The sequence below is a fragment of the Streptomyces sp. NA02950 genome, assembly GCF_013364155.1.
Taxonomy (GTDB): Bacteria; Actinomycetota; Actinomycetes; order Streptomycetales; family Streptomycetaceae; genus Streptomyces.
In genome coordinates, this window is the sequence record NZ_CP054916.1 from 1,568,633 (window position 1) to 1,588,639 (window position 20,007).

Sequence of the window (20,007 nt, forward strand, 5' to 3'; positions counted from 1 at the left end):
CCGAATCCGGTACCCCCGTGGCCGAGTTCCGCCGATCGCCGCCCGGCGCCGCCCCGGGCCCCGATATTCTGATCCTGCTGGTGAGCGGCTCATGGGAGGTATGGAGGCCACGTGTCGGGCACTGCGGATCAAGGGCGCCGTCCGGCACTGCCCCAACTCCGTCTCGATCAGCTCCTCGATGAGCTCCAGGCGCGGCTGGACGCCGCCCGGGCCACCCAGGGGCGGATGCACAACCTCCTGGAAGCGGTGCTCAGCGTCGGCCGCGAACTGGACCTGGAGCAGGTGCTGCGGCGGATCGTGGAGTCAGCGGTGGTACTGGCCGACGCCGAGTACGGCGCGCTGGGCGTGGTCGACCGGCACCGGCTCTCCCAGTTCCTTCCGGTGGGCATATCGGAGGAACAGGCCCACCGCATCGGCCCGTTACCCAGCGGCCACGGTCTGCTCGGGGAGCTGATCCGCCATCCGCAGCCGCTGCGGCTGACCGATCTGTCGGAGCATCCGGCGAGCCACGGCTTCCCCGAGCACCATCCGCCGATGCGCTCGTTCCTGGGGGTGCCGATCCGCGTCCGCGACGAGGTGTTCGGCAATCTGTATCTGACCGAGAAGCGCGGCGGCGCCCAGTTCGACCCCGATGACGAGGCGGTGCTGACCACCCTGTCGGTGGCCGCCGGTGTCGCCATCGACAACGCCCGGCTGTACCACGAGAGCCGACGCCGCGAGCAGTGGCTCGAGGCGTTAGGGGTGATCACCCGTACGCTGCTCGCGGGCACCCCGGCCAACCAGGTGCTGAGCCTGATCGCCCGGCTCGCCCTCCAGGTGGCCCTGGCCGACTCGGCGGCCGTGCTGCTCCCCGTCGCGGGCACCGACAGCCTGATGGTGGAGGTGGCCGAGGGCCATGACGCGGAGCGGATCGGCGGTCTGGTGGTCCCGGCCGACGGTTCGCTGGCCGGGCTCGCGGCGCACACCGGCAGTCCCGCGGTCGCCACCGACGTCCGGGTCGACGCGAGGGCGCGGGCCTGGCCGCTGCCCGACCAGGAGAGCGAGTTCGGCCCGCTGGTGGCGGTCCCGCTGGTGGCGAACGAGCGCTCCTCCGGGGCACTGCGGCTGTGCCGGCTGGCCGGGCGGCCGCCGTTCGACGACAACGAGGTCGAGCTACTGTCCGGGTTCGCGGCGCAGGCGGCCCTCGCCCTCGAACTGGCCCGGCACCGCGCCGAGTCCGAGCACATGGCCCTGCTCCAGGACCGCGACCGGATCGCCCGTGACCTCCATGATCTGGCCATTCAGCGGCTGTTCGCGACCGGGCTCACACTCCAGAGCGCGGGCCGGCTGATCGAGCGCCCGGAGGCGGCCGAGCGGGTGGGCCGGGCCGTGGACGACCTGGACGAGACCATCAAGATCATCCGCTCCACGATCTTCGCGCTGCGCACGGTCGGCGAGGAGAACGGTGAACCGGCCACCCTGCGGCGGCGGCTGGTCAAGGCGGTCCGGGCAGCGTCGGACGCGCTGGGGTTCGCACCGTCGCTCCTGATGGACGGCCCGGTCGACACCGACGTACCGGACCACCACGGCGACCAGATACTCGCCGTCCTGGCCGAGGCGCTCAGCAACACCGTCCGGCACTCCCATGCCCAGCGGGTGGACGTACGGCTGACTGTCGACACCGACACCGACACCGACACCGACACCGGGATCACCCTGATGGTCACCGACAACGGGGTGGGTCTGGGCGGTGCCTCCCCCAGCGGCGGACTGGTCAATATGCGCTCCCGGGCCGCGCTGCTCGGCGGCTCCCTGCGGATCGAGGCACCCGAGGCGGGCGGCACCCGGCTGATCTGGCGGGTGCCGCTGACCGTCGACGGCCCGCCGGTGGAACGGAAGAGATGAGCCCGTGATATTGCTCTCTCTTCACCGAATGCGTGTATGTCCGGCCCGGCATACGGTATTTACGGACGGGGAAGGGGGGCATGACCGATGAGGATGATCCGGGGGCTCTGGCGCTGGCGGCACAATCCGCTGCGCCGCACCACGGATCTCGTGGAGGCCACCGCGGCGCTGATCGCCGTTCTGCTGATGCTGCTCGCCGCCCCCACCGTCGGCGTCGTGGCCGGCTCCGTCGCCCATGACGCCCTGGTGAAGGCCGCGCGGGAGCAGCGCGCCCAGCGATATCTGGTTCCCGCCACCGTCGTCAAGGTGCTCCCCCACCCCCCGGTGGACTCCGACCCCGAGACCTCCTCGGCGCGGGACGCCCACCGCCGCGTCGTCGCCCGGTGGACCGGCCCGGACGGCAGCAGGCACCGCGGCCCGCTGGGCACCCACCCCGGCGCCGACCCCGGTGAGCGGTTCCATCTGTGGACCGATGCGCACGGCCGCCCGCGCGGTCGCCCGCTGGACACGGCCACCGCCGCCACCCACGCGGTGCTGGCCGGGATCGGCGCCGCCGCGGTCACGGTCGGCCTGGTGGACGGCACCCGGCGGCTGGTCGTATGGCGGCTGATGCGGCGGCGTTACGCGGAGTGGGACACCGCCTGGGCCCGGGCCGGACAGGACTGGGGCCGGGCGGACGCGGACAGCTGACCGCCCCGCCTCCGAGGGCGCCCGGCGGTTCCGGGTGCCGCGCGTAGACGTTTGTCATCACGACACCAAGTCCACGCGGGCCTCACGGGGAGGTCAACTCATCGTGCCCCACGCACGCTACGGTGGAGCATTCACATGCGCAGCGCCACAGTCGCGCACATCCGGCTTGACCACGAGGTGGGGGCACAACAGCACCATGGCACAGGGCTCGGTCGTCCAGGTGACGCACAGCGGAACGTCGCGGTGGCGGCGCCGCACCGGAGAGTACGCCTCCCTCACCGCGGCCCTGGAGGCCGCGGGCGACGGCGATGTGCTCTCCATCTCGCCCGGCACCTACCGCGAGAATCTGGTGGTGGGCCGGGCCGTCACCCTGCGCGGCCCCGAGGGCTCCTCGCGCGGGTCGGTGCGGATCGCCCCGGCCGACGGCGTCGCGCTGACGATAGGCGCCTCCGCGGTGGTCCAGGACCTGTGTGTGGAGGGACAGGACGCGGCCGCCCCCGCGCTGCTGGTCGAGGACGGCACCCCGGAGCTGATGGATCTGCGGGTGGCGACCCGCTCGGCGGTCGGCATCGAGGTACGCGGCGGCGCCCGGCCCACCGTACGGCGCTGCACCGTCGACAACCCCGCGGGCATCGGCGTGAGCGTGCTGGACGGCTCGGGCGGGGTGTTCGAGGAGTGCGAGGTGGTGGCGGCCGGGCAGTCCGGAGTGGCGGTGCGCGGCGGCGGCCGCCCGCGGTTGGACCGCTGCCGGATCCACCACACCTCGGGGGCCGGGCTCTCGCTGACCGGTGAGGGCAGCTCGCTGGAGGCCGTCGGCTGCGAGGTGTACGAGATCCGGGGCGCGGGGGTGCAGGTCTCCTCGCGCGCGACCGGGATCCTCACCGACTGCCGGGTGCACCGCACCACCTCCGACGGGGTGAACCTGGACACCGACGCGGTGCTGACCCTCGCCGACTGCGAGATCCATGACATCCCGGAGAACGCGGTCGACCTGCGGTCGCGTTCGGTGCTCACCCTCACCCGCTCCACGGTGCGCCGGTTCGGGCGCAACGGTCTATCGGTGTGGGACCCGGGCACCCGGGTGGACGCCAACCAGTGCGAGCTGCACGAGAGCACCGGCGACTATCCGGCGGTGTGGGTGAGCGACGGCGCGACCGCCGTGCTCGACTCGTGCCGGCTGCGCGACGTCCCCGACGCGCTGTTCGTACTGGACCGCGGCTCCCGGGTGGACGTCGTCGACAGCGATCTGTCCCAGGTGCGCAACACCGCGGTGTCGGTGAGCGACGGGGCCACCGCCCAGCTGGACGACTGCCGGATCCGGGAGGCGGCCACGGGTGCGTGGTTCCGCGACCACGGCAGCGGCGGCACTCTGGCCAACTGCACCATCGACGGCGCCTCGACCGGGGTGATCGTCACCAAGGGCGCGGATCCCACCGTGGAGCGCACCACGGTCTCCGGACCCACCGAGGCCGGGTTCTATGTGTCCGCCGAGGGCCGGGGCAGTTTCCACGGCTGCCGGGTGACGGGCAGCGGCGGCTACGGCTTCCACATCATCGACGGCTGCCGCACCACCCTGACCCGCTGCCGCACCGAGCGGTGCGCCCGCGGCGGTTACGAGTTCTCCGAACAAGGCCCGGTCGCCGAGGACTGCACGAGCGACGAGAGCGCGACCAAGGCCCTGCCCTCCGCCCCGGCCGCGCTGGCGCTGCCCCCGGCCACCGCGCCCGCGCTGGAGACCGTCACCTCCACGGCCGGGCTGCTGGGCGGTGTCCCCGCGCCGCGCCCCACCCAGACCACCGTGCCCGCCGCCGAACCGCCCGTCTCGGTCCGCCCGTCCACGGCCGTGCTGGGCGAACTGGACGCGCTGGTGGGGCTGGAGAGCGTCAAGCGCGAGGTACGGGCGCTCACCGACATGATCGAGGTCGGGCGGCGCCGTCAGCAGGCCGGGCTCAAGGCCGCGTCCGTCCGCCGCCATCTGGTCTTCACCGGCTCCCCCGGCACCGGCAAGACCACGGTCGCCCGGCTCTACGGCGAGATCCTCGCCTCGCTCGGGGTGCTGGAGCGCGGCCATCTGGTGGAGGTCTCCCGGGTGGATCTGGTCGGTGAGCACATCGGCTCGACGGCGATCCGCACCCAGGAGGCCTTCGACCGGGCGCGCGGCGGGGTGCTGTTCATCGACGAGGCGTACGCCCTCTCCCCCGAGGACTCCGGGCGGGACTTCGGCCGGGAGGCCATAGACACCCTGGTGAAGCTGATGGAGGACCATCGGGAGGCGGTGGTGGTGATCGTCGCCGGGTACACCGCGGAGATGGAGCGCTTCCTGTCCGTCAACCCCGGTGTGGCGTCCCGCTTCTCCCGCACCATCACCTTCGGCGACTACGCCCCGGAAGAGCTGCTGCGGATCGTGGAGCAGCAGGCCGAGGAGCATGAGTACCGGATCGGCGAGGGCGCGTCCGAGGCGCTGCTGAAGTACTTCACGGCGCTCCCCAAGGGCCCGGCGTTCGGCAACGGCCGCACCGCCCGCCAGACCTTCGAGGCGATGGTGGAGCGGCATGCGGGTCGGGTCGCCCAGCTGGGCGACCCCACCACCGACGATCTCACCCTGCTCTACCCGGAGGATCTGCCGGAGCTGGTCTGACCGGCGTCCTCCGGGAGGGCGCAGGCCTGTTCCGGGAGCCGGGCCAGCAGTCCGGCCCGCTCCCGGTCGAAGACGGGGTCGGCCTGGTACTCCGAATGCCCCAGGATCGGTGCGGGCAGCGGGTGTTCGGGTGTACGGCCGTAGGCGAGCGGGTCCTTCAGGGCACCGCGGTCGACCTGCGGGCCGGAGCCGTCGGGCAGCCGGATGGGGCCGCCGATCGGGTCGGTGTAACGCCACAGATTGCGCCAGCAGCGCACCTCGCCGTGGAGCGAGAGCAGTTGAGCGGGCCCGAAGTAGGCGGGGAACCAGCGGCCGTAGAGCCGCTCCACCGGTGAGCCGTAGGTGAGCAGCGCGACCTGGCCGCGGGTGCGGGGGTCCAGCTGCCAGACCGCGGCGGCGGCCAGCACACTGCCCTGGGAGTGGCCGGAGATGACGAGCCGTCCGCCGTACCGGCGGGTCCAGGTCTCCATCCGCCAGGTCAGGTCGGGGACGGCGCGCTCGGCGTAGCACGGGGGCGCGAAGGGGTGGGCGGCGCGCGGCCAGAAGGTGCCGACGTCCCACAGGATGCCGATGGTGCGGCGGGCGGAGGGGCTGCGGTAGGCGCGGCGGGCCCAGGTGACCAGCATCAGGAAGGCCAGTCCCATCAGCCAGGAGCCGATCGCCTGGCAGGTCTGGGCGGAGGCGTCGACCGGGCCGGGGGTGCTGTCGGCCGCCCGTCCGGGTACCTGGCCGGTGACCCAGGCCCCGGTGACGGCGAGGCCGCCGGCCAGCAGGGTGCACAGGGCGATCGGGCCGACGATCCAGGGTGCGGAGTCGGTGAGCCCGGCGCGGGCGACGGTCCCGGCGATCCGGCGGGTGCGCACCCCGTCGGGCTGCTCCCCCGGATAGCCCTCCATGATCGTATCCAGCAGGGTGTTGCGTACCCGCCATACCCGGACGGTGAGGACCAGCACCAGGACGAGCAGCGCGAACAGCAGCACCGGTATGGCCGTGGCCAGCCAGGACAGCAGCACGGGAGGGGCGACTTCGGGCCGCTCGCCCATGCCCGGGGTGGCGCCGCCGTCCAGCCAGTCGGCGATCCGCTGGGCGACGCCTCCGGCCAGGACCGCGCCGAGTCCGCAGGCGAGGGTGGCCACGGCGGGTCCGGCGAGCCCGTACAGCGGGGTGCGGCCGGCGGGCGCGGCCCGGTAGAGGGCGAGGGCGCAAGCCCCGATGGCCAGGATGAGCACGCCCTGGGCGATCGCCATGACGCAGAAGGTCTGGTTGCCCGGCAGCTTTCCGTGGGAGACCCAGTCGGGGCGGGACCATCCGGCGTGCAGCAGGGAGAGTACGAGCACCCCGAGCGCGGTGCCGGGCAGCGCGGTGATGGTGATCCGGTCCAGGGAGCCGTCGACCTTGGTCTCGCTGCGGCCGCGGTGGCACACCACGAACACCACGGCGACCGCGGCCGCGGCCAGCAGGGCGAGCAGCGCCCAGCCCGCGGCGTCCAGCGGTCCGCTGCCGCCGGGCCTGCGGTCCTGGGTGGCGGTGGCGGTGGTCACGGCGGCGGCGATGGTGAGGAAGCCCGCGGCGGTGTGCGCGGCGCGCAGCCGGGCGACGATCCGGCGGCCGTACCAGAAGCCGGGCAGGCACAGCCCGGGACGGTTGCCCGCCTCGGGGGCGGACTCGTCGACCGGGCGCTCCAGCGGGGGCTGCGACTCGTAGGCGCTCCAGGTGCGGTTGGAGAGGTACCACAGCAGGCCGGTGAGCGCGGTGGGGAGCACGGCGGCGAGGGCGAGCCTGCGGCCGGGCTGGCTCCACCAGCCGTGGTTCCCGGGTGCCATGAAGCCGAGCCAGGACTTGCCGCGGGCGCAGGCGTCGGCGCCCGCGCACTGCCAGGCGACCAGGTCCAGGGCGACCTCACAGGACCCGGCGATCAGCGTCACGGTGAGGCTGAGCGCGACCAGCCGTACCAGGAGACCGTAGCCGCGCACGGTCCGCTCGCTCCGGTCGGCCGCGGGCCGCATCCAGTGGACGAGGTTGGCGACCATGAACGGCAGTAACAGCAGCCACAGGGCGCGGGAGCTGTTGCCGGAGGTCAGATTGGACCAGACGTAGGCCTCGCGGACCGGGCTCTCGCGGTCCTCCCGGGGGCGCGTCTCGGCCTCGGCCTCGTCGGTCCTGCGGTGGACCCCGGCGGTCTCGTCGCCGGTGACCCGGACGGTGCGGGGATCGCCCAGCATCTCCTGGGGGGTGGCGCCGCCGACGCCGTGGACCAGCAGCTCCAGGTCGAGTGGCGGTCCCGCGCCGCGGATCCGCCGGCTCGCCTCCGGCCGCTCGGCGGCGGCCGTGGCCGCTGCCGCTTCCGTCGCCGCCGTGACGTCCGTCGCCGCCCTGACGTCCGACGCGCCGTCCGGTGTCTCGCTGCCCACGGTCGGTGCCACCGTGTCCCCCCGATCCCGGTGTAATGCCGTCGTTCCCCTTCAGGATGGTTCCCACCGGTCAGGGGGTCGGACCGCGACAGGCCGGGCGTGGCGAAATCGTAATGCTCGTACGCTCCGGTGATCGGGTGTCCGTGGCTCGTGCGAAGATGAGCCCGCGGATCATACGCGCTGACCGGAGGGAGACGAGGCAGGGTGAGCGACAACCAGAACCTCCTCGCGGAGCAGCGGCGCGCCCTGATCCTGGACGAGGTCCGGCGGCGCGGTGGGGTGCGGGTCAACGAGCTCACGCGCAAGCTCAATGTCTCGGACATGACGGTCCGTCGCGATCTGGACGCGCTCGCCCGGCTGGGCGTGGTGGAGAAGGTGCACGGCGGTGCGGTGCCGGTCGCCGAGGCGAGCACCTACGAGCCGGGGTTCGAGGCCAAGTCGGGCCTGGAGCTGACCGCCAAGGAGGACATCGCGAAGGCGGCGGCCGCGATGGCCACACCGGGCACCGCGATCGGCCTCGCCGGGGGCACCACGGCCTTCGCGCTCGCGCAGCAGCTGCTGGACGTCCCGGATCTGACCGTGGTGACCAACTCGGTCCGGGTCGCCGATGTCTTCTACAACGCACAGCGGTCCGCGACGGCCGGTGGCCCCGGCCCGCGGCCGGGGGCGGCCACCGTCGTGCTCACCGGCGGGGTGCGGACCCCGTCGGACACTCTGGTGGGCCCGGTGGCGGACGCCGCGGTGCGCTCGCTCCACTTCGATGTGCTGTTCCTGAGCGTGCACGGCATATCGGTGGAGGCGGGACTGTCCACGCCGAATCTGGCCGAGGCGGAGACCAACCGCCATTTCGTGCGGGCCGCGCGGCGGGTGGTGGTGGTCGCGGACCACACCAAGTGGGGCATGGTGGGCTTGAGTTCATTCGCCACCCTGGACCAGGTGGACGCGCTGGTGACGGACCCGGGGCTGCCGGAGGACGCGCGGGCGGAGATCTCGGAGTATCTGCCGGAGCTGGTGGTGGCGGGCGAGGCGACCGGGGCCACAGACATCTGACGGGGCGGCAGTTATCATGTGTCCATGACACACCGGCTGCGTTCCGTCGGGCTGGAGTACGCCGAGACCGCCCCGCTGCGGCTGGTCTTCGTCGCCGAGGCCCAGGCCCCGCCCGGGGCGGTGTTCACGGCCCTGGCCGACACCGAGGGCTGGCCCCGGTGGTTCCGCCAGGTGAGCGCGGCCCGGTCCACGGACGGCGGCCAGGGCCGCGAGATACGCCTCCGGGGCGGCGTCCGCTTCCGCGAGACGGTGATGACCGCGGAGCCGGGCCGGCGCTACGCCTACCGGATCGACGAGACGAACATGCCGGGGCTGCGGGCGCTGCTGGAGGAATGGACCCTGGCCCCCTCGGACGACGGCACCCTGGTGCGGTACGTCTTCGCGCTGGACGGCCCGCCGCCGGCGCGCCTCGTCGCGCGGCTGGCGCGCCCGGGGCTGCGGCGGGCCTTCCGCGACGCGGTCCGCGCCCTGGACCGCCGACTGGCCGGGGGATAGCGGCGGCTGGGCCCTGATGGCGCCCCGAAGGGGCGCAGGGTTTTCGTCGGTGTGCGGCTCCGCCGCGGGGGCGCGACCGGCCACGACGCGGCCGCGGACGCAGGCGGCACCTCGCGGCACTTCCCGCGGAGCGCTCAGCCCGTCCAGCGGCCGGTGCTCAGGAAGACCTCGATCGTCTTCGCGTAGGGCTCGATGTCGAGTCCTTGTTCCGCCAGCCACCCGTCCGAGTAGTACTTGTCCAGATAGCGGTCGCCCGGGTCACACAGCAGCGTCACCACGCTCCCGGTGCGCCCGGCGTCGACCATCTCCGCGACGATCCGCAGCGCGCTCCACAGCCCGGTCCCGGTGGACCCGCCCGCCCTGCGCCCTATGGCCCGCTCCAGGGCCCGCACCGCGGCGACGCTCGCCGCGTCCGGAACCTTCATCATCCGGTCGATCGCGCCGGGGACGAAGCTGGGCTCCATCCGCGGGCGGCCGATGCCCTCGATCCGTGAGCCGCAGTCGCTGGACGCCTGGTCGTCGTGGTGCACCCAGCCGTCGAAGAAGCAGGAGTTCTCCGGGTCCGCGACGCATACCCGGGTGTCGTACTGCATGTAGTGGACGTAGCGCGCGAGGGTCGCGGAGGTGCCGCCGGTGCCCGCGGTGGCCACCACCCAGGCCGGTTCGGGATAGCGCTCCAACCGCAGCTGCTGGTAGATCGACTCGGCGATGTTGTTGTTGCCGCGCCAGTCGGTGGCACGCTCGGCGTAGGTGAACTGGTCCATGTAGTGGCCGCCGGTCTCCGCCGCGAGCGCGGCGGACGCCTCGTACATCGTCCGCGGGTCGTCCACGAAATGGCATCGGCCGCCATGGAATTCGATCAGTCGGCACTTCTCCCGGCTGGTCGTGCGCGGCATCACCGCGATGAAGGGCACCCCGATCAGCTTCGCGAAGTACGCCTCGGACACGGCGGTGGAGCCGCTGGACGCCTCGATGACCGGCTTGCCGGGACGAATCCAGCCGTTGCACAGCCCGTACAGGAACAGCGAGCGGGCCAGCCGGTGCTTGAGGCTGCCGGTGGGATGGGTGGACTCGTCCTTCAGATAGAGGTCGATCCCCCACCGCTCGGGCAGCGGGAAGCTCAGCAGATGGGTGTCGGCGGAGCGCTGGGCGTCGGCCTGGACCCTGCGGACGGCCTCCTTGAGCCACTCCCGGTAACCGTGGTCGCTGCGGTCCACGTCAACCGTGTCGATGACCCCCCGTGTTGTGCTGTCCACGTCGCTCCTCGTACTCGTGCCCGGCCCGGGTCGCGCGATCGGGCCGTTTCGATCCTAAGTGGACCCTGGTGCGCCCTGGTGCGCCGGGCCCGTCACGTGCACACTGCGCAACAGGGAGAATGAGAGGCAGCGGCACGCGTGCCAGTCGGAGCCACCGGGGAGGCGGTCGTCATGGCCGATACCGAGTTCAATGCCAGAGGGGTGCGGATCGAGCGGTTCCTGCGCTCGGTGACGCGCGCCGGGCAGGTTCTCATCAAGGACGGCAGGCTCCAGCTGCTGACCAGTTACGGCCGTGAGATCGACAGCGCCCCGGTCCAGTCGGTCCGCGCGAGCAAGCCGTGGTTCGTGGACGGTGACCAGGCCATGGCCACTGTGAACGGCACCCGTTACCGCCTCACCCTCGGCGATCAGGACACCGCCGCCAAGTCCACCGGCCCTGCCGCCGCCAGCCGCTTCCTGGACGCGGTGCGGTCCGCCCGGGGGCACGGCCGGAAGAAGTGAAGCGGCCGAGTTGCGCATGCGCGCGGGGGGGCCGACCCTGGACGAGCATCAGTATCACTGAGGGTCAATAAGCGGTGACGCTGAGAACCGGCTCACCGGTCGCGCCCAGCAGCCACCACTGCTGAACGTGTTCGTCGCCCGCACCTGAATCAGGCTAGCCCCAACTTCTTCCCAGGGAGTCGCAGCCGTGATCAGTCGTCCTAGCAGGCATTGCACGGTGGAGCTGCAAGCCCTGCCGTCGCGGATCGGTCAGGTCCGCAGAATCGTGTCGGCGCAACTGCGCTACTGGCATCTGGATCCGCTCATCGACCCGGCCGCGCTCGGTGTCACCGAGCTGCTGACCAACGTGCACCGGCATGCCGAGCCGGACAAGCAGTGCACGGTGGAGATCGTCCTGATGCTGGACCGGCTCACCGTCTCGGTCCGCGACCAGGACCCACGGCTGCCCCGCCTCCGCGCCCATGACCCCGTCTCCACCCATGGCAGGGGGCTGGCCCTGGTCGCGGCGGTCAGCCAGAGCTGGGGCATGCACGCCCGGGACGACGGCAGCGGCAAGGTCGTGTGGTTCACCCTCGCCGTGCCGCAGCCCGCCTCCGCCGCCAAGTCGCCGTTCGCGGCGTACGGAGCGGGCCGTACCGCGCCGCCGCGGGGAGTCGACCTCACCCGGCCGGTGCAGGCCCCGGTCGGCGCCCCGGCACCGCCGGTCCGGGCCCCGGCTCCGACCCCGGCGTCCGCCGCCGCGCCCGCCCCGGCGACCGCGGTACGGGAGCGCGCCCCCGCCGCCCGATCGGCCGTATCCCCGTGAGGAAGCGGTCCGTTCCGCCGCTCGGGAAGCGGGACGGACCCGGGAGCCGCCTCCCCGCCGGACGGGACCGCGAACCGCCTCCCCGCCGGACGGGACCGGGAGCCGCCTCCCCGCCGGACGGGACCGGCGCCCCGCCGGGCCGCGGTCAGCTCGCCCCGCCCCGGGCCCCCGGTCCGAACTGCTCGTCCAGGACCGACAGCCGCCGCCAGTACTCCTCCTCGTCGATCTCACCGGCCGCGAAGCGGCGGCCGAGCAGCGCGATCGGGGACCGTTCACCGCGCTCCGGGCGGCCCTGCCGCCACAGGGCGCGCCGCCGCCCGGCCGTACGCCGCAGCAGGAAGATCCCGCCGCCGACGACCAGCGCCCACATCAGGGGGAAGAGGAGGATCCAGGGGCCGGGTCCCTCGCCGTCGGCGAAGCCGTGCGCCAAAGTGTTCATGCTGATCGCGCTCCTCGGAAGTGATGTTGTCCACGGCCGCCGTGATCGTGGTCGATGACCCCGGTCCGGTCGGCACTTCCGAGAGTGGTCCCCTACGGCCTCCGCGTCGTCGTACGGCGGACGACATCCGGCGTACCCCGGCGGGAGTAGCCGCGCGCCGCCCCGCGCCGGGGGCGTCCCGTCAGGCGGTGATGCCCGCCGCGCGCAGCCGCCCATCCACCTGCTCCCAGACCGGTTCGACCGGCTCGGTGGGATGGGTTCCGGTGTCCAGGTCCTTGAAGCCGCTGGAGGTGGCGACACAGACCACGGGCCCGTCGAAGGCGTCGCCGCCGCGCGCCCGGTGACCGCGCAGCCCGGCGAGTCCGGCGGCGGCCGAGAGCTCCACCCACAGCCCCTGGCGGCCCAGTTCGGCCCGGGCGGACGCCATCTCCTCGTCGGTGACCAGCAGGGCGTCGCCCCGGCTGCGCGTCACCGCGCGCACCCCCCGGTGGCCGCCCACGGTGCAGTCGATCCCGTACGCCTTGGTCGGCCCGGTGTCGACGGTCGCGGCCGGGCGGCCCTCGCGCACGGCGGCGGCCAGCGGACCGCCCGCGGAGGGCTCGCAGCTGAAGATCCGCGGAACGCGCGGGGCCAGGCCGAGCCGCTCGAGCTCGGTGAACCCCTTCCAGACGCCGAACAGCAGCTCGCCGTAGCCGGTGGGGACGAACACGGCGGCCGGGACGCCGAGTTCGGTGAAGATCTCGTACGCCACGGTCTTGTAGCCCTCCGGGCCGAAGGCGTGGCTGGTGTGGGTGTCGGTGAGGTTGCTGACCGGGTGGAAGCCGTACCGGTCCACGATCTGCCGCATCAGTGGCCAGCGCGCCGCGGTGGGGACGGGCAGTACCACGGCGCCGTAGGCGCGCAGGAAGGAGACCACCGCCGGGGGCGCCTCGGCGGAGGCGAGCACCACACAGCGCAGCCCGGCGCGGGCCGCGTACGCGGCGGCGGAGGCGCCGTGGTTGCCGGAGGAGGCGACCACCACGCCCTCCGCGCCCACGCCGACGGCGGCGCTCGCGGTGCAGCGGTTGAGCCGGTCCTTGTGGCTCCAGGTGGGGTTGCGCGACTCGTCCTTGATGAACACGTCGTCGCCGATGGGGAGCAGCGGGGTGCCGCCCTCGCCGAGTCCGGGGGCGGCCAGCGGCGGCAGCAGGGGCGCCCACCGGTCCAGGCCCGCACCCGTGGGCCCGGTGCGCTCGAAGAGCCCGGCGGGCACGTCATCGTAGGCGTAGTCGACCTCGACGGGGTAGGTCAGGTGCGGGGTGGCGGTCCGCGGACAGCCCCGGGTCAGCGGTGGCCACAGCGGATAGCGGACCGACGCGTCGCCGAGTGAGCGCTGACCGGTCGCCAGTGAGTCCTGTGCGGGTGTCATCAGCCGGAGTCTAGGCGCTGGAATTCTGTACCTACTAGTGTGTACAGTCACTGTATGACCACTCCGGAACGTCTGATCGAGAGCACCCGAGAGCTCCTCTGGGAGCGCGGCTACGTGGGCACCAGCCCCAAGGCCATCCAGCAGCGTGCGGGCGCCGGGCAGGGCAGCATGTACCACCACTTCAGCGGCAAGCCGGATCTTGCGCTCACCGCCATCCGGCGCACCGCCGAGGAGCTGCGCGGCGTCGCCGCGGCCTGTCTCGACGGCCCCGGGGGCGCGTACGACCGCGTCCGCGCGTATCTGCTGCGGGAGCGCGATGTGCTGCGCGGCTGTCCGATCGGACGGCTGACGATGGACCCGGACGTGATGGCCGACCCCGAGCTGCGGCAGCCGGTGGACGAGACCCTCGACTGGCTGCGCGGACGGCTGGCGGAGGTGCTCGCCGAGGGGCGCGAGCGCGGGGAGTTCACGGCCGGTCTCACCCCGGAGCCGATCGCCGCGACGGTCGTCGCGACCGTCCAGGGCGGCTATGTACTGGCCCGTGCGGCGGGATCGGCGGCGCCCTTCGACAGCGCGGTGGAAGGGCTGCTCACGTTGCTGGCCGCGATCAGGGCGCCCGTGTGAGCTGCCCGCTCATGGCGCCCTTCAACGCGACCGTTTTCCCTTCCCGGTAAAGGAATTCCTCATCGTGGAGATCACCCGCAACCCCCGCCACAGTGAACGCGGTCCCGCGAACCGCTTCACCGGCTCCGTCCGGCTGGACGAGATAGCGGCCCCGGCCGAGCCGTCCCGACTGCGGCTGTACAGCGTGCACTTCGCGCCCGGCTCCCGTACCTCCTGGCACCGCCATCCGCACGGCCAGGTCCTCCACGTCACCGAGGGGCGCGGTCTGGTGCAGTGCGAGGGCGGCCCGGTCGAGGAGATCCGGGCCGGGGACACCGTATGGATCGAGGCGGACGAGAAGCTCCCCCAGCCTTCGGCCGGGAGGTACCCCCCGCACGGCGCCGGGGCCCGGACCTTCATGACCCCTCTCGGGCTGGTGGAGGCCGCGGCGGACGGGACCACGGCCGAGTGGGACGCACTGGTCGGCGACGACGCGTACCCCGCCGCCTGACCGGACCGGCCGACCGCCTCCCGCCCCTCCCCCAGGAGTTCACCCGTGCACGCCATGCAGTACCGGATCACCCTGCCCGCCGACTACGACATGAAGATCATCCGCCGTCGGGTGGAGACCAAGGGCCCGCTGCTGGACGACGTCCCCGGGCTCGGTCTGAAGGCGTACGCCGTCAGCGAGCGCGGGGCCGACGGCGCCGCGGTGAACGCGTACGCGCCGTTCTATCTGTGGGCCGCCCCCGACGCCATGCACCGCTTTCTGTGGGGCCCCGGATTCCAGGGCCTGGTCCGGGACTTCGGGCGGCCGGTGGTCGAGCACTGGCCGGGGCTCGCCTTCGCCCGGGGCCCGGCCGCCGCCGCCGTACCGCGGGCGGCCACCCGGCGCACCGGGACGGTCCCCGCCGGGCCCGACCCGGCCGAGGCCGTCGAGGGCGCGCTCGCGGAGCTGCGGCGGCGGGCGGACGCGGACGGCGTGCACACCACGGCCCTCGCGATCGACCCGCGCGGCTGGGAGCTGGTCCACTTCACGCTCTGGGAGGACACCGCACCGCCCGCGGAGCCCGGTGACCGCTACCAGGTGCTCCATCTCTCGGCGCCCGGCCTGGACGCGCTCCCCGAGGGACGGCAGTGGTGACCGCCGTCCGCCCGGCCGTCCGTACGGTCCTCGGCGATGTCCCCGGCACCGAGCTGGGGATCTGCGACGCCCATGACCATCTCTTCATCCGCAGTACGCAGTTGCCCGGGCAGGAGCTGGACGAGGCGGACGCGGCCGAGGCCGAGCTGCGTGCCTTCCGCGCCCTGGGCGGCGGCACGGTGGTGCAGTGGACGCCGTACGGCCTCGGCCGGTCGGCCGGGCACCTGCCCGCGCTCTCCCGGGCCACCGGCGTCCGTCTGGTGGCCGCCACCGGGATGCACCAGGCCGTGCACTACCGGCCGGGCGCGGTCGAGGAGGTCCGCGACCGGCTCGCCGAGCTGTTCGTCGAGGAACTGACGCGGGGCATCGGCGGCAGCGGCCCCCGGGCCGGTCTGATCAAGGTCGCCGGGGGCTTCCACGGCCTCGACGCCCACGCCCGCCACACCATGGCCGCCGCGGCCCACGCCCACCACCGCACGGACGCGCCGATCGCCGTCCATCTGGAGCTGGGGACGGCGGCGCTGGATGTCCTGGACCTGCTGTGCGGGGCGTTGGACGTACCGCCGCACCGGGTGCTGCTCGGCCATCTCAACCGCTCGCCCGATCCGGTGGTCCACCGGCAGGCGGCGGCCGCGGGCGCCTTCCTCGTCTACGACGGCCCGTCCCGCGCCCACCACACCACCGACTGGCGCCTCCCCGACACGCTCACCGCCCTCGCGGAGGCGGGCCACGCCGGGCAGGTGCTGCTCGGCGGCGACACCACGACGGCCGGGGCGCGCTCGGTGAACGGCGGTCCGGGTATGCCGTATCTGCTGCGCCGTCTGCGCCCCCGGCTCGAACGTGCCCTCGGTGCCGAGGTGATGGACCGGATCCTCACCGAGAACCCGGGCCGCGCGCTGGCCGCCACCTGGCGCGACGGTTCGTAGGGCGTGGAGAGCGAACGGAACGGAGAGAGCACCGTGCCGTCAGCGGACGGACCCGGCGGTGAACCGGCGGATCAGGTCGGCGCGCGATGTCAGACCCAGTCGTTCGAAGATGCGGCGCAGGTGGTAGTCGACGGTGCGTGGGCTCAGACAGAGCCGGGCGGCCACTTCCTTGTTGGTCGCACCCGTCGCCACCAGCCCCGCGATCTGGCGTTGACGCGAGGTCAGCGCACCGGCCGCGCCGCCCGGACCGGGGTCGTGCTCCTCCTCGGCACACCAGTCCTCACCCATGGCGCGCAGTTCGGCACGGGCCCGGTCGAGCCACAGCCGTGCCCGGTGCCGCCGGAAGATCTCCGCCGCCTCCCGGAGCTGGCCCCGGGCGTCCATGCGCCGGCGCTCCCGGCCCAGGTACTCACCGTAGAGCAGGGCCGTGCGGGCGCGCTCGACCTCACGCTCACCGGTGCGGTGCAGACTCAGGGCGTGCCGGAAGTGCCGTTCGGCGTCGTCGGCTTCCAGGAGCGCGCGGCAGCGAGCCGCCAGCGCCGTCGGCCATCCCCGGCCGACGGCCTCGGCCCACCGGGTGAAGTTCGCCGCCGCCCGCTGTGCGCGTGACCGGTGGCCCGCTCGAACGGCGGCCTCCACATAGGTGGGCACGGCCTCCAGCGCGATACCGGGGTGCCCCAGCCCCGTCCTGGCGAGGCGATGGAGCTTGTCGGCCGCCTCCGCCCAGTGTCCGGAGGCGAGGTCGAGCTGTGCCAGGCCCCACAGGCCGAGGGCGGACGCAAGCCCGAGACCGTGTGCCGCCGCGTCGTCGACGACACGGTCGGCGTACTGCTCGCAGCTCTCGGTGTCTCCGGCCAGCCCGGCGGCCAGCATCAGCACCCCCATGAGATTGCGGACGCAGGGGAGCTGGCCGGTCCCACGGGCCAGCCGCAGCGCCTCGGTGGCGGTCAGCGTGGCGGTGGCGGGCCCGTTCAGCCAGCATTCCGCGTAGGCGAGGTACTGCATGGCGTGTGCCGTGGTGGGAGTGTCACCCGCCGCGCGCGCCAGCGTCACGGCGCGCGACGCCAGCGCGCGGGCCCGGACGTCGTCGGCGGCGTACAGAGCACCGTGGGCGGCCCAGGTGAGCAGCAGGGGATCGGCCACCTGCCCGGCCGCGTCCAGACGCCCGCGCAGCCGGGCCACCGCGGCGGGCAGCCGCCCCTGGAACGAGTCGGCCACCCCGAGGAGAAGATCGCCGGCGAACCGGCTCTCCGCACGGTCCCGTTCCGGTGCACCGTCCAGTACCGCCAGGGCGCGTCGGCCGGCCTGGACCGGCAGGGCCGCGTTTCCCGCGTACAGGCCCGCCTCCCCCGCCGCGGCCAGCGCCTTGACCGCGAGTGAGGGGTTGTCGTCGGCCAGCACGTCGGCGGCCGCCAGCAGTCTGTCGTAGGCGTCGGTCGCCGTGTCGTGGTGGAGGCAGAGCAGGCCCCGCAGATAGGCGATGCGTCCTCGCAGCCATGGCTGATCGGCGGCGACCAGGTGGTCCGCGCGCTCCAGCAGCCGGGCGGCGCGCCGCAGCCGCCCGGCTTGTCTGCTGGAATCGGCCGCGGCGATCAGTCGGCCCTTCCGGCGGCCGTCCTCGCTGGTGAGCCGTGCCGAACGTTCCATCAGCGCCGCGGCATGGGCCTGTTCGCCCCGCCGCCGGGCCTGGTCGGCCTGGCGCTCCAGTTCATCGGCCAGTCCCGCGTTCCGGTCCGGGGTCAGGGCCGCCTCGTGCCAACTGCGGCGATAGTCATCGGTGTCGGCGAAGGCACGGGCCAGCAGTTCATGTGCCCAGTGCCGTTCGGCCGGGTCCGCGCCGTGGCAGATCGCCCGTCGGACATCGGCCTGGCGGAAGCACACGGTGGTCGCCGACCAGGTCACCAGACCCGCGGCCTCGGCCGGTTTCAGGGCCGACGGGTCGATGCCCGCTCGCTGGGCCACCCGGAAGAGGGAGAACGGGTCCAGGCGCGGCTCGGTGACCAGGAGCAGCAGCAGCCGCTGACAGTCGGCGGGGAGCCGGCGGAACCGGGAGAGCCGCAGATGGGTGAGGCGGGGGCCCAGCGGCAGCGGATCAGGTAATTCGGCGGGCTGGCTCAGCTGTGCCGGGGTCAGGGTGCCGAGCAGTTCCAGCAGGGTGAGGGGGTTGCCGCGGGCCGCGTGGAGGAGCACTTCGCGTACGGCGGGAGCCACCGGCGACGGCTGGTGCTCGGCGATCAGCCGCAGGCAGTCGAGGTCGCTCATGCCCGCGAGGTGCAGTACCGGCACACCGGGCATGGACACCGACGCCTCGCCGTCCGTCCCGGCCAGGATCAGTATCCGCTCGGTGCTGATGCGGCGGGCCACGAATCCGAGGGTGTAGCGGGACTCGGCGTCGGCCCATTGCAGATCGTCTGCGCTGATCAGCAACGGATGCGCACCGCTTGCCTCCGTCAGCAGCCCCAGCACGGCTGTCGCGACGGCCGATCGCTCCCGGGGCGGGACGAACCCCAGCAGCAGCCGCTCCAGGGCCGCTCGGGAGGCGGCCGGGAGCCGGCGGAGGCCGGAGGCCAGCGGCCGGACCAGCCGCTGCACCGCTCCGTAGGCGAGGGTCTCCTCGGCCCGCACTCCGTCGGCGCGGAGGGTGCGGAAGTCGCGCGCCAGGTGGGGGGCGTGCCGGAGCAGCGCGGTCTTGCCGATCCCGGGGTCCCCGGTCAGCAGCAGGGCGCCGCCTCTGGACTCCCGGCACGCCTCGGCCCGCTGGGCGAGGTGACGGCGCTCGGCCTGTCTGCCGATGAATGAGTGCTCGGTGCCGTACGTCATGAACGCACGCCTCCCGGCTCGGTGGCTGAGGGAGAACAGCTGAGGGAGAATAATGGCTATTCTTGCGCGTGAGCGCAACAGACCGCGGCTACGCTGGCGTTGTGGCAGAGCCCGAATCCCTCCCTGGCCCGTCCAGCGCCCTGATCCGTGACCGGCTGATCGAGGCGGCGGTCCAGGAATTCGGTGAGCGGGGTTACGACCGGGCCCGGGTGCAGGACATCGCGCGCCGCGCCGGGCTCTCGACGGGGGCCATCTACGGCAACTTCCGCAACAAGGCCGAACTGCTCGCCGAGGCGGTGGACTTCGGTCTGGCCTCCGCCTCCCGCAAGCTGGGCGAGGCGCTGGACCGCGGTGCCGGACCCGCCGGTGTGCTGGAAATGATCACCACCGACCTCTCCGATCCCCGTCGGCGGATGTGGGCACCGCTGATCAGCGAGGCCCTTGCCGCCGCGCGGCGGGACGCCGAGGTCGCCCGCAGGGTCCACAACGCGCTGCGCAGGGTTGAGCACCATGTGACGGAACTGGTCGCGCTCGCCCAGCGGGACGGCTCCTTCGCCGCCGATGTCGACGCCGCGTCCTGTGCTCGCCTGGTGCTGTGCGTATCCATCGGCGTGGACATTCTCACCTCGCTGAACGTGGAGGGCCCGGACCGCGACAGCTGGGTCACCGCCATGCACCGCCTGTTCGCCGCGTTCACGAATCGGTGAAGTCGCCGGTGTCGGGCCGGTGATACCGGCCAATGGCCATCGGAATGGGCAGGTCAGCACCTCTTCGCGAGATTCCCGGATTTCTTGTTCCGTGCGCATGCGTTGACATGGGCAAGGGCAGACCGCACGCTACGGTGAGCCGAGCCGGAGACATCTCGGTGAACTGCCGCACCCGATAGGGATATCGGCCTTCAACGGCATCCGGATAAGCGATTCCGCACACCATGCCC

Annotated in this window: 17 protein-coding genes; 12 read left to right on the top strand and 5 right to left on the bottom strand. The window is 73.3% G+C overall.

The window, feature by feature from the left end:
• Positions 1-111: 111 nt before the first annotated feature.
• The 3 genes from HUT19_RS06295 (at position 112) to HUT19_RS06305 (ending at position 5,212) form a co-directional block, all read left to right on the top strand.
• On the top strand, positions 112-1,884 hold the full coding sequence (locus HUT19_RS06295) for a GAF domain-containing protein (protein WP_176179498.1): 1,773 nt from the start codon (positions 112-114) through the stop codon (positions 1,882-1,884).
• An 87-nt stretch (positions 1,885-1,971) separates the two neighbouring features.
• Positions 1,972-2,574 (top strand): hypothetical protein, encoded by a 603-nt coding sequence (locus tag HUT19_RS06300; protein ID WP_176179499.1) that lies wholly within the window; start codon positions 1,972-1,974, stop codon positions 2,572-2,574.
• Between the two features lie 196 nt (positions 2,575-2,770).
• The gene (locus HUT19_RS06305; RefSeq protein WP_176179500.1) at positions 2,771-5,212 is read left to right on the top strand and encodes a right-handed parallel beta-helix repeat-containing protein; all 2,442 of its coding nucleotides are present in this window, start codon (positions 2,771-2,773) and stop codon (positions 5,210-5,212) included.
• Here the strand turns inward: HUT19_RS06305 and HUT19_RS06310 are convergent.
• Positions 5,182-7,434, bottom strand: a complete 2,253-nt coding sequence (locus HUT19_RS06310; RefSeq protein ID WP_254886127.1) for a hypothetical protein — start codon at positions 7,432-7,434, stop codon at positions 5,182-5,184. The genes HUT19_RS06305 and HUT19_RS06310 overlap by 31 nt on opposite strands.
• Positions 7,435-7,827: 393 nt before the next feature.
• On the opposite strand from HUT19_RS06310, the gene HUT19_RS06315 reads away from it, so the two are divergent.
• Positions 7,828-8,673: a DeoR/GlpR family DNA-binding transcription regulator gene (locus HUT19_RS06315; RefSeq protein ID WP_176179502.1), complete on the top strand. Its 846-nt coding sequence runs from the start codon at positions 7,828-7,830 to the stop codon at positions 8,671-8,673.
• 24 nt (positions 8,674-8,697) lie between these two features.
• The gene (locus HUT19_RS06320; RefSeq protein WP_176179503.1) at positions 8,698-9,168 is read left to right on the top strand and encodes an SRPBCC family protein; all 471 of its coding nucleotides are present in this window, start codon (positions 8,698-8,700) and stop codon (positions 9,166-9,168) included.
• Positions 9,169-9,302: 134 nt separating this feature from the next.
• Here HUT19_RS06320 and HUT19_RS06325 read toward each other — a convergent pair whose 3' ends face one another.
• Positions 9,303-10,424 (bottom strand): PLP-dependent cysteine synthase family protein, encoded by a 1,122-nt coding sequence (locus HUT19_RS06325; protein WP_176179504.1) that lies wholly within the window; start codon positions 10,422-10,424, stop codon positions 9,303-9,305.
• Positions 10,425-10,595: 171 nt separating this feature from the next.
• Here HUT19_RS06325 and HUT19_RS06330 point away from each other — a divergent pair, with 171 nt between their 5' ends.
• Both HUT19_RS06330 and HUT19_RS06335 read left to right on the top strand, forming a co-directional pair.
• Entirely contained in the window at positions 10,596-10,925 is a 330-nt protein-coding gene (locus tag HUT19_RS06330) for a hypothetical protein (RefSeq protein ID WP_176179505.1), read from the top strand.
• 187 nt (positions 10,926-11,112) lie between these two features.
• Positions 11,113-11,730, top strand: coding sequence for an ATP-binding protein (locus tag HUT19_RS06335; protein WP_176179506.1), 618 nt, complete (start codon positions 11,113-11,115; stop codon positions 11,728-11,730).
• A gap of 145 nt (positions 11,731-11,875) precedes the next feature.
• Here HUT19_RS06335 and HUT19_RS06340 read toward each other — a convergent pair whose 3' ends face one another.
• Together HUT19_RS06340 and HUT19_RS06345 are read right to left on the bottom strand one after the other, a co-directional pair.
• Entirely contained in the window at positions 11,876-12,169 is a 294-nt protein-coding gene (locus tag HUT19_RS06340) for an SHOCT domain-containing protein (RefSeq protein ID WP_176179507.1), read from the bottom strand.
• 181 nt (positions 12,170-12,350) lie between these two features.
• Complete coding sequence (locus HUT19_RS06345; protein WP_176179508.1) at positions 12,351-13,577, bottom strand: pyridoxal-phosphate dependent enzyme; 1,227 nt, start codon at positions 13,575-13,577, stop codon at positions 12,351-12,353.
• Positions 13,578-13,631: 54 nt separating this feature from the next.
• Here HUT19_RS06345 and HUT19_RS06350 point away from each other — a divergent pair, with 54 nt between their 5' ends.
• From HUT19_RS06350 to HUT19_RS06365, 4 genes are all read left to right on the top strand, one after another.
• Positions 13,632-14,201 carry a TetR/AcrR family transcriptional regulator gene (locus tag HUT19_RS06350; RefSeq protein WP_176179509.1) on the top strand — a complete coding sequence of 190 codons (570 nt, stop codon included), beginning with the start codon at positions 13,632-13,634 and terminating at the stop codon, positions 14,199-14,201.
• 64 nt (positions 14,202-14,265) lie between these two features.
• Positions 14,266-14,691: a cupin domain-containing protein gene (locus HUT19_RS06355; protein ID WP_176179510.1), complete on the top strand. Its 426-nt coding sequence runs from the start codon at positions 14,266-14,268 to the stop codon at positions 14,689-14,691.
• A gap of 45 nt (positions 14,692-14,736) precedes the next feature.
• On the top strand, positions 14,737-15,324 hold the full coding sequence (locus HUT19_RS06360) for a DUF4865 family protein (protein WP_176179511.1): 588 nt from the start codon (positions 14,737-14,739) through the stop codon (positions 15,322-15,324).
• Positions 15,318-16,250: a phosphotriesterase gene (locus HUT19_RS06365; protein WP_176179512.1), complete on the top strand. Its 933-nt coding sequence runs from the start codon at positions 15,318-15,320 to the stop codon at positions 16,248-16,250. Before HUT19_RS06360 ends, HUT19_RS06365 begins: the two co-directional genes overlap by 7 nt.
• A gap of 39 nt (positions 16,251-16,289) precedes the next feature.
• On the opposite strand, the gene HUT19_RS06370 is transcribed toward HUT19_RS06365, so the two are convergent.
• On the bottom strand, positions 16,290-19,070 hold the full coding sequence (locus tag HUT19_RS06370) for an AAA family ATPase (RefSeq protein ID WP_176179513.1): 2,781 nt from the start codon (positions 19,068-19,070) through the stop codon (positions 16,290-16,292).
• Positions 19,071-19,171: 101 nt separating this feature from the next.
• Between HUT19_RS06370 and HUT19_RS06375 the strand changes: the two genes are divergently transcribed.
• Positions 19,172-19,777, top strand: a complete 606-nt coding sequence (locus HUT19_RS06375) for a TetR/AcrR family transcriptional regulator (RefSeq protein WP_176179514.1) — start codon at positions 19,172-19,174, stop codon at positions 19,775-19,777.
• Positions 19,778-20,007 lie beyond the last annotated feature (230 nt).

What these genes read in the sequence shown, in the direction of transcription:
- HUT19_RS06300 (WP_176179499.1), top strand. Translation starts at nt 1,972, where the DNA reads ATGAGGATGATCCGGGGGCTCTGGCGCTGGCGGCACAATCCGCTGCGC.
- HUT19_RS06305 (WP_176179500.1), top strand. Translation starts at nt 2,771, where the DNA reads ATGGCACAGGGCTCGGTCGTCCAGGTGACGCACAGCGGAACGTCGCGG.
- HUT19_RS06310 (WP_254886127.1), bottom strand. Translation starts at nt 7,434, where the DNA reads ATGCTGGGCGATCCCCGCACCGTCCGGGTCACCGGCGACGAGACCGCC.
- HUT19_RS06320 (WP_176179503.1), top strand. Translation starts at nt 8,698, where the DNA reads ATGACACACCGGCTGCGTTCCGTCGGGCTGGAGTACGCCGAGACCGCC.
- HUT19_RS06330 (WP_176179505.1), top strand. Translation starts at nt 10,596, where the DNA reads ATGGCCGATACCGAGTTCAATGCCAGAGGGGTGCGGATCGAGCGGTTC.
- HUT19_RS06340 (WP_176179507.1), bottom strand. Translation starts at nt 12,169, where the DNA reads ATGAACACTTTGGCGCACGGCTTCGCCGACGGCGAGGGACCCGGCCCC.
- HUT19_RS06345 (WP_176179508.1), bottom strand. Translation starts at nt 13,577, where the DNA reads ATGACACCCGCACAGGACTCACTGGCGACCGGTCAGCGCTCACTCGGC.
- HUT19_RS06350 (WP_176179509.1), top strand. Translation starts at nt 13,632, where the DNA reads ATGACCACTCCGGAACGTCTGATCGAGAGCACCCGAGAGCTCCTCTGG.
- HUT19_RS06370 (WP_176179513.1), bottom strand. Translation starts at nt 19,070, where the DNA reads ATGACGTACGGCACCGAGCACTCATTCATCGGCAGACAGGCCGAGCGC.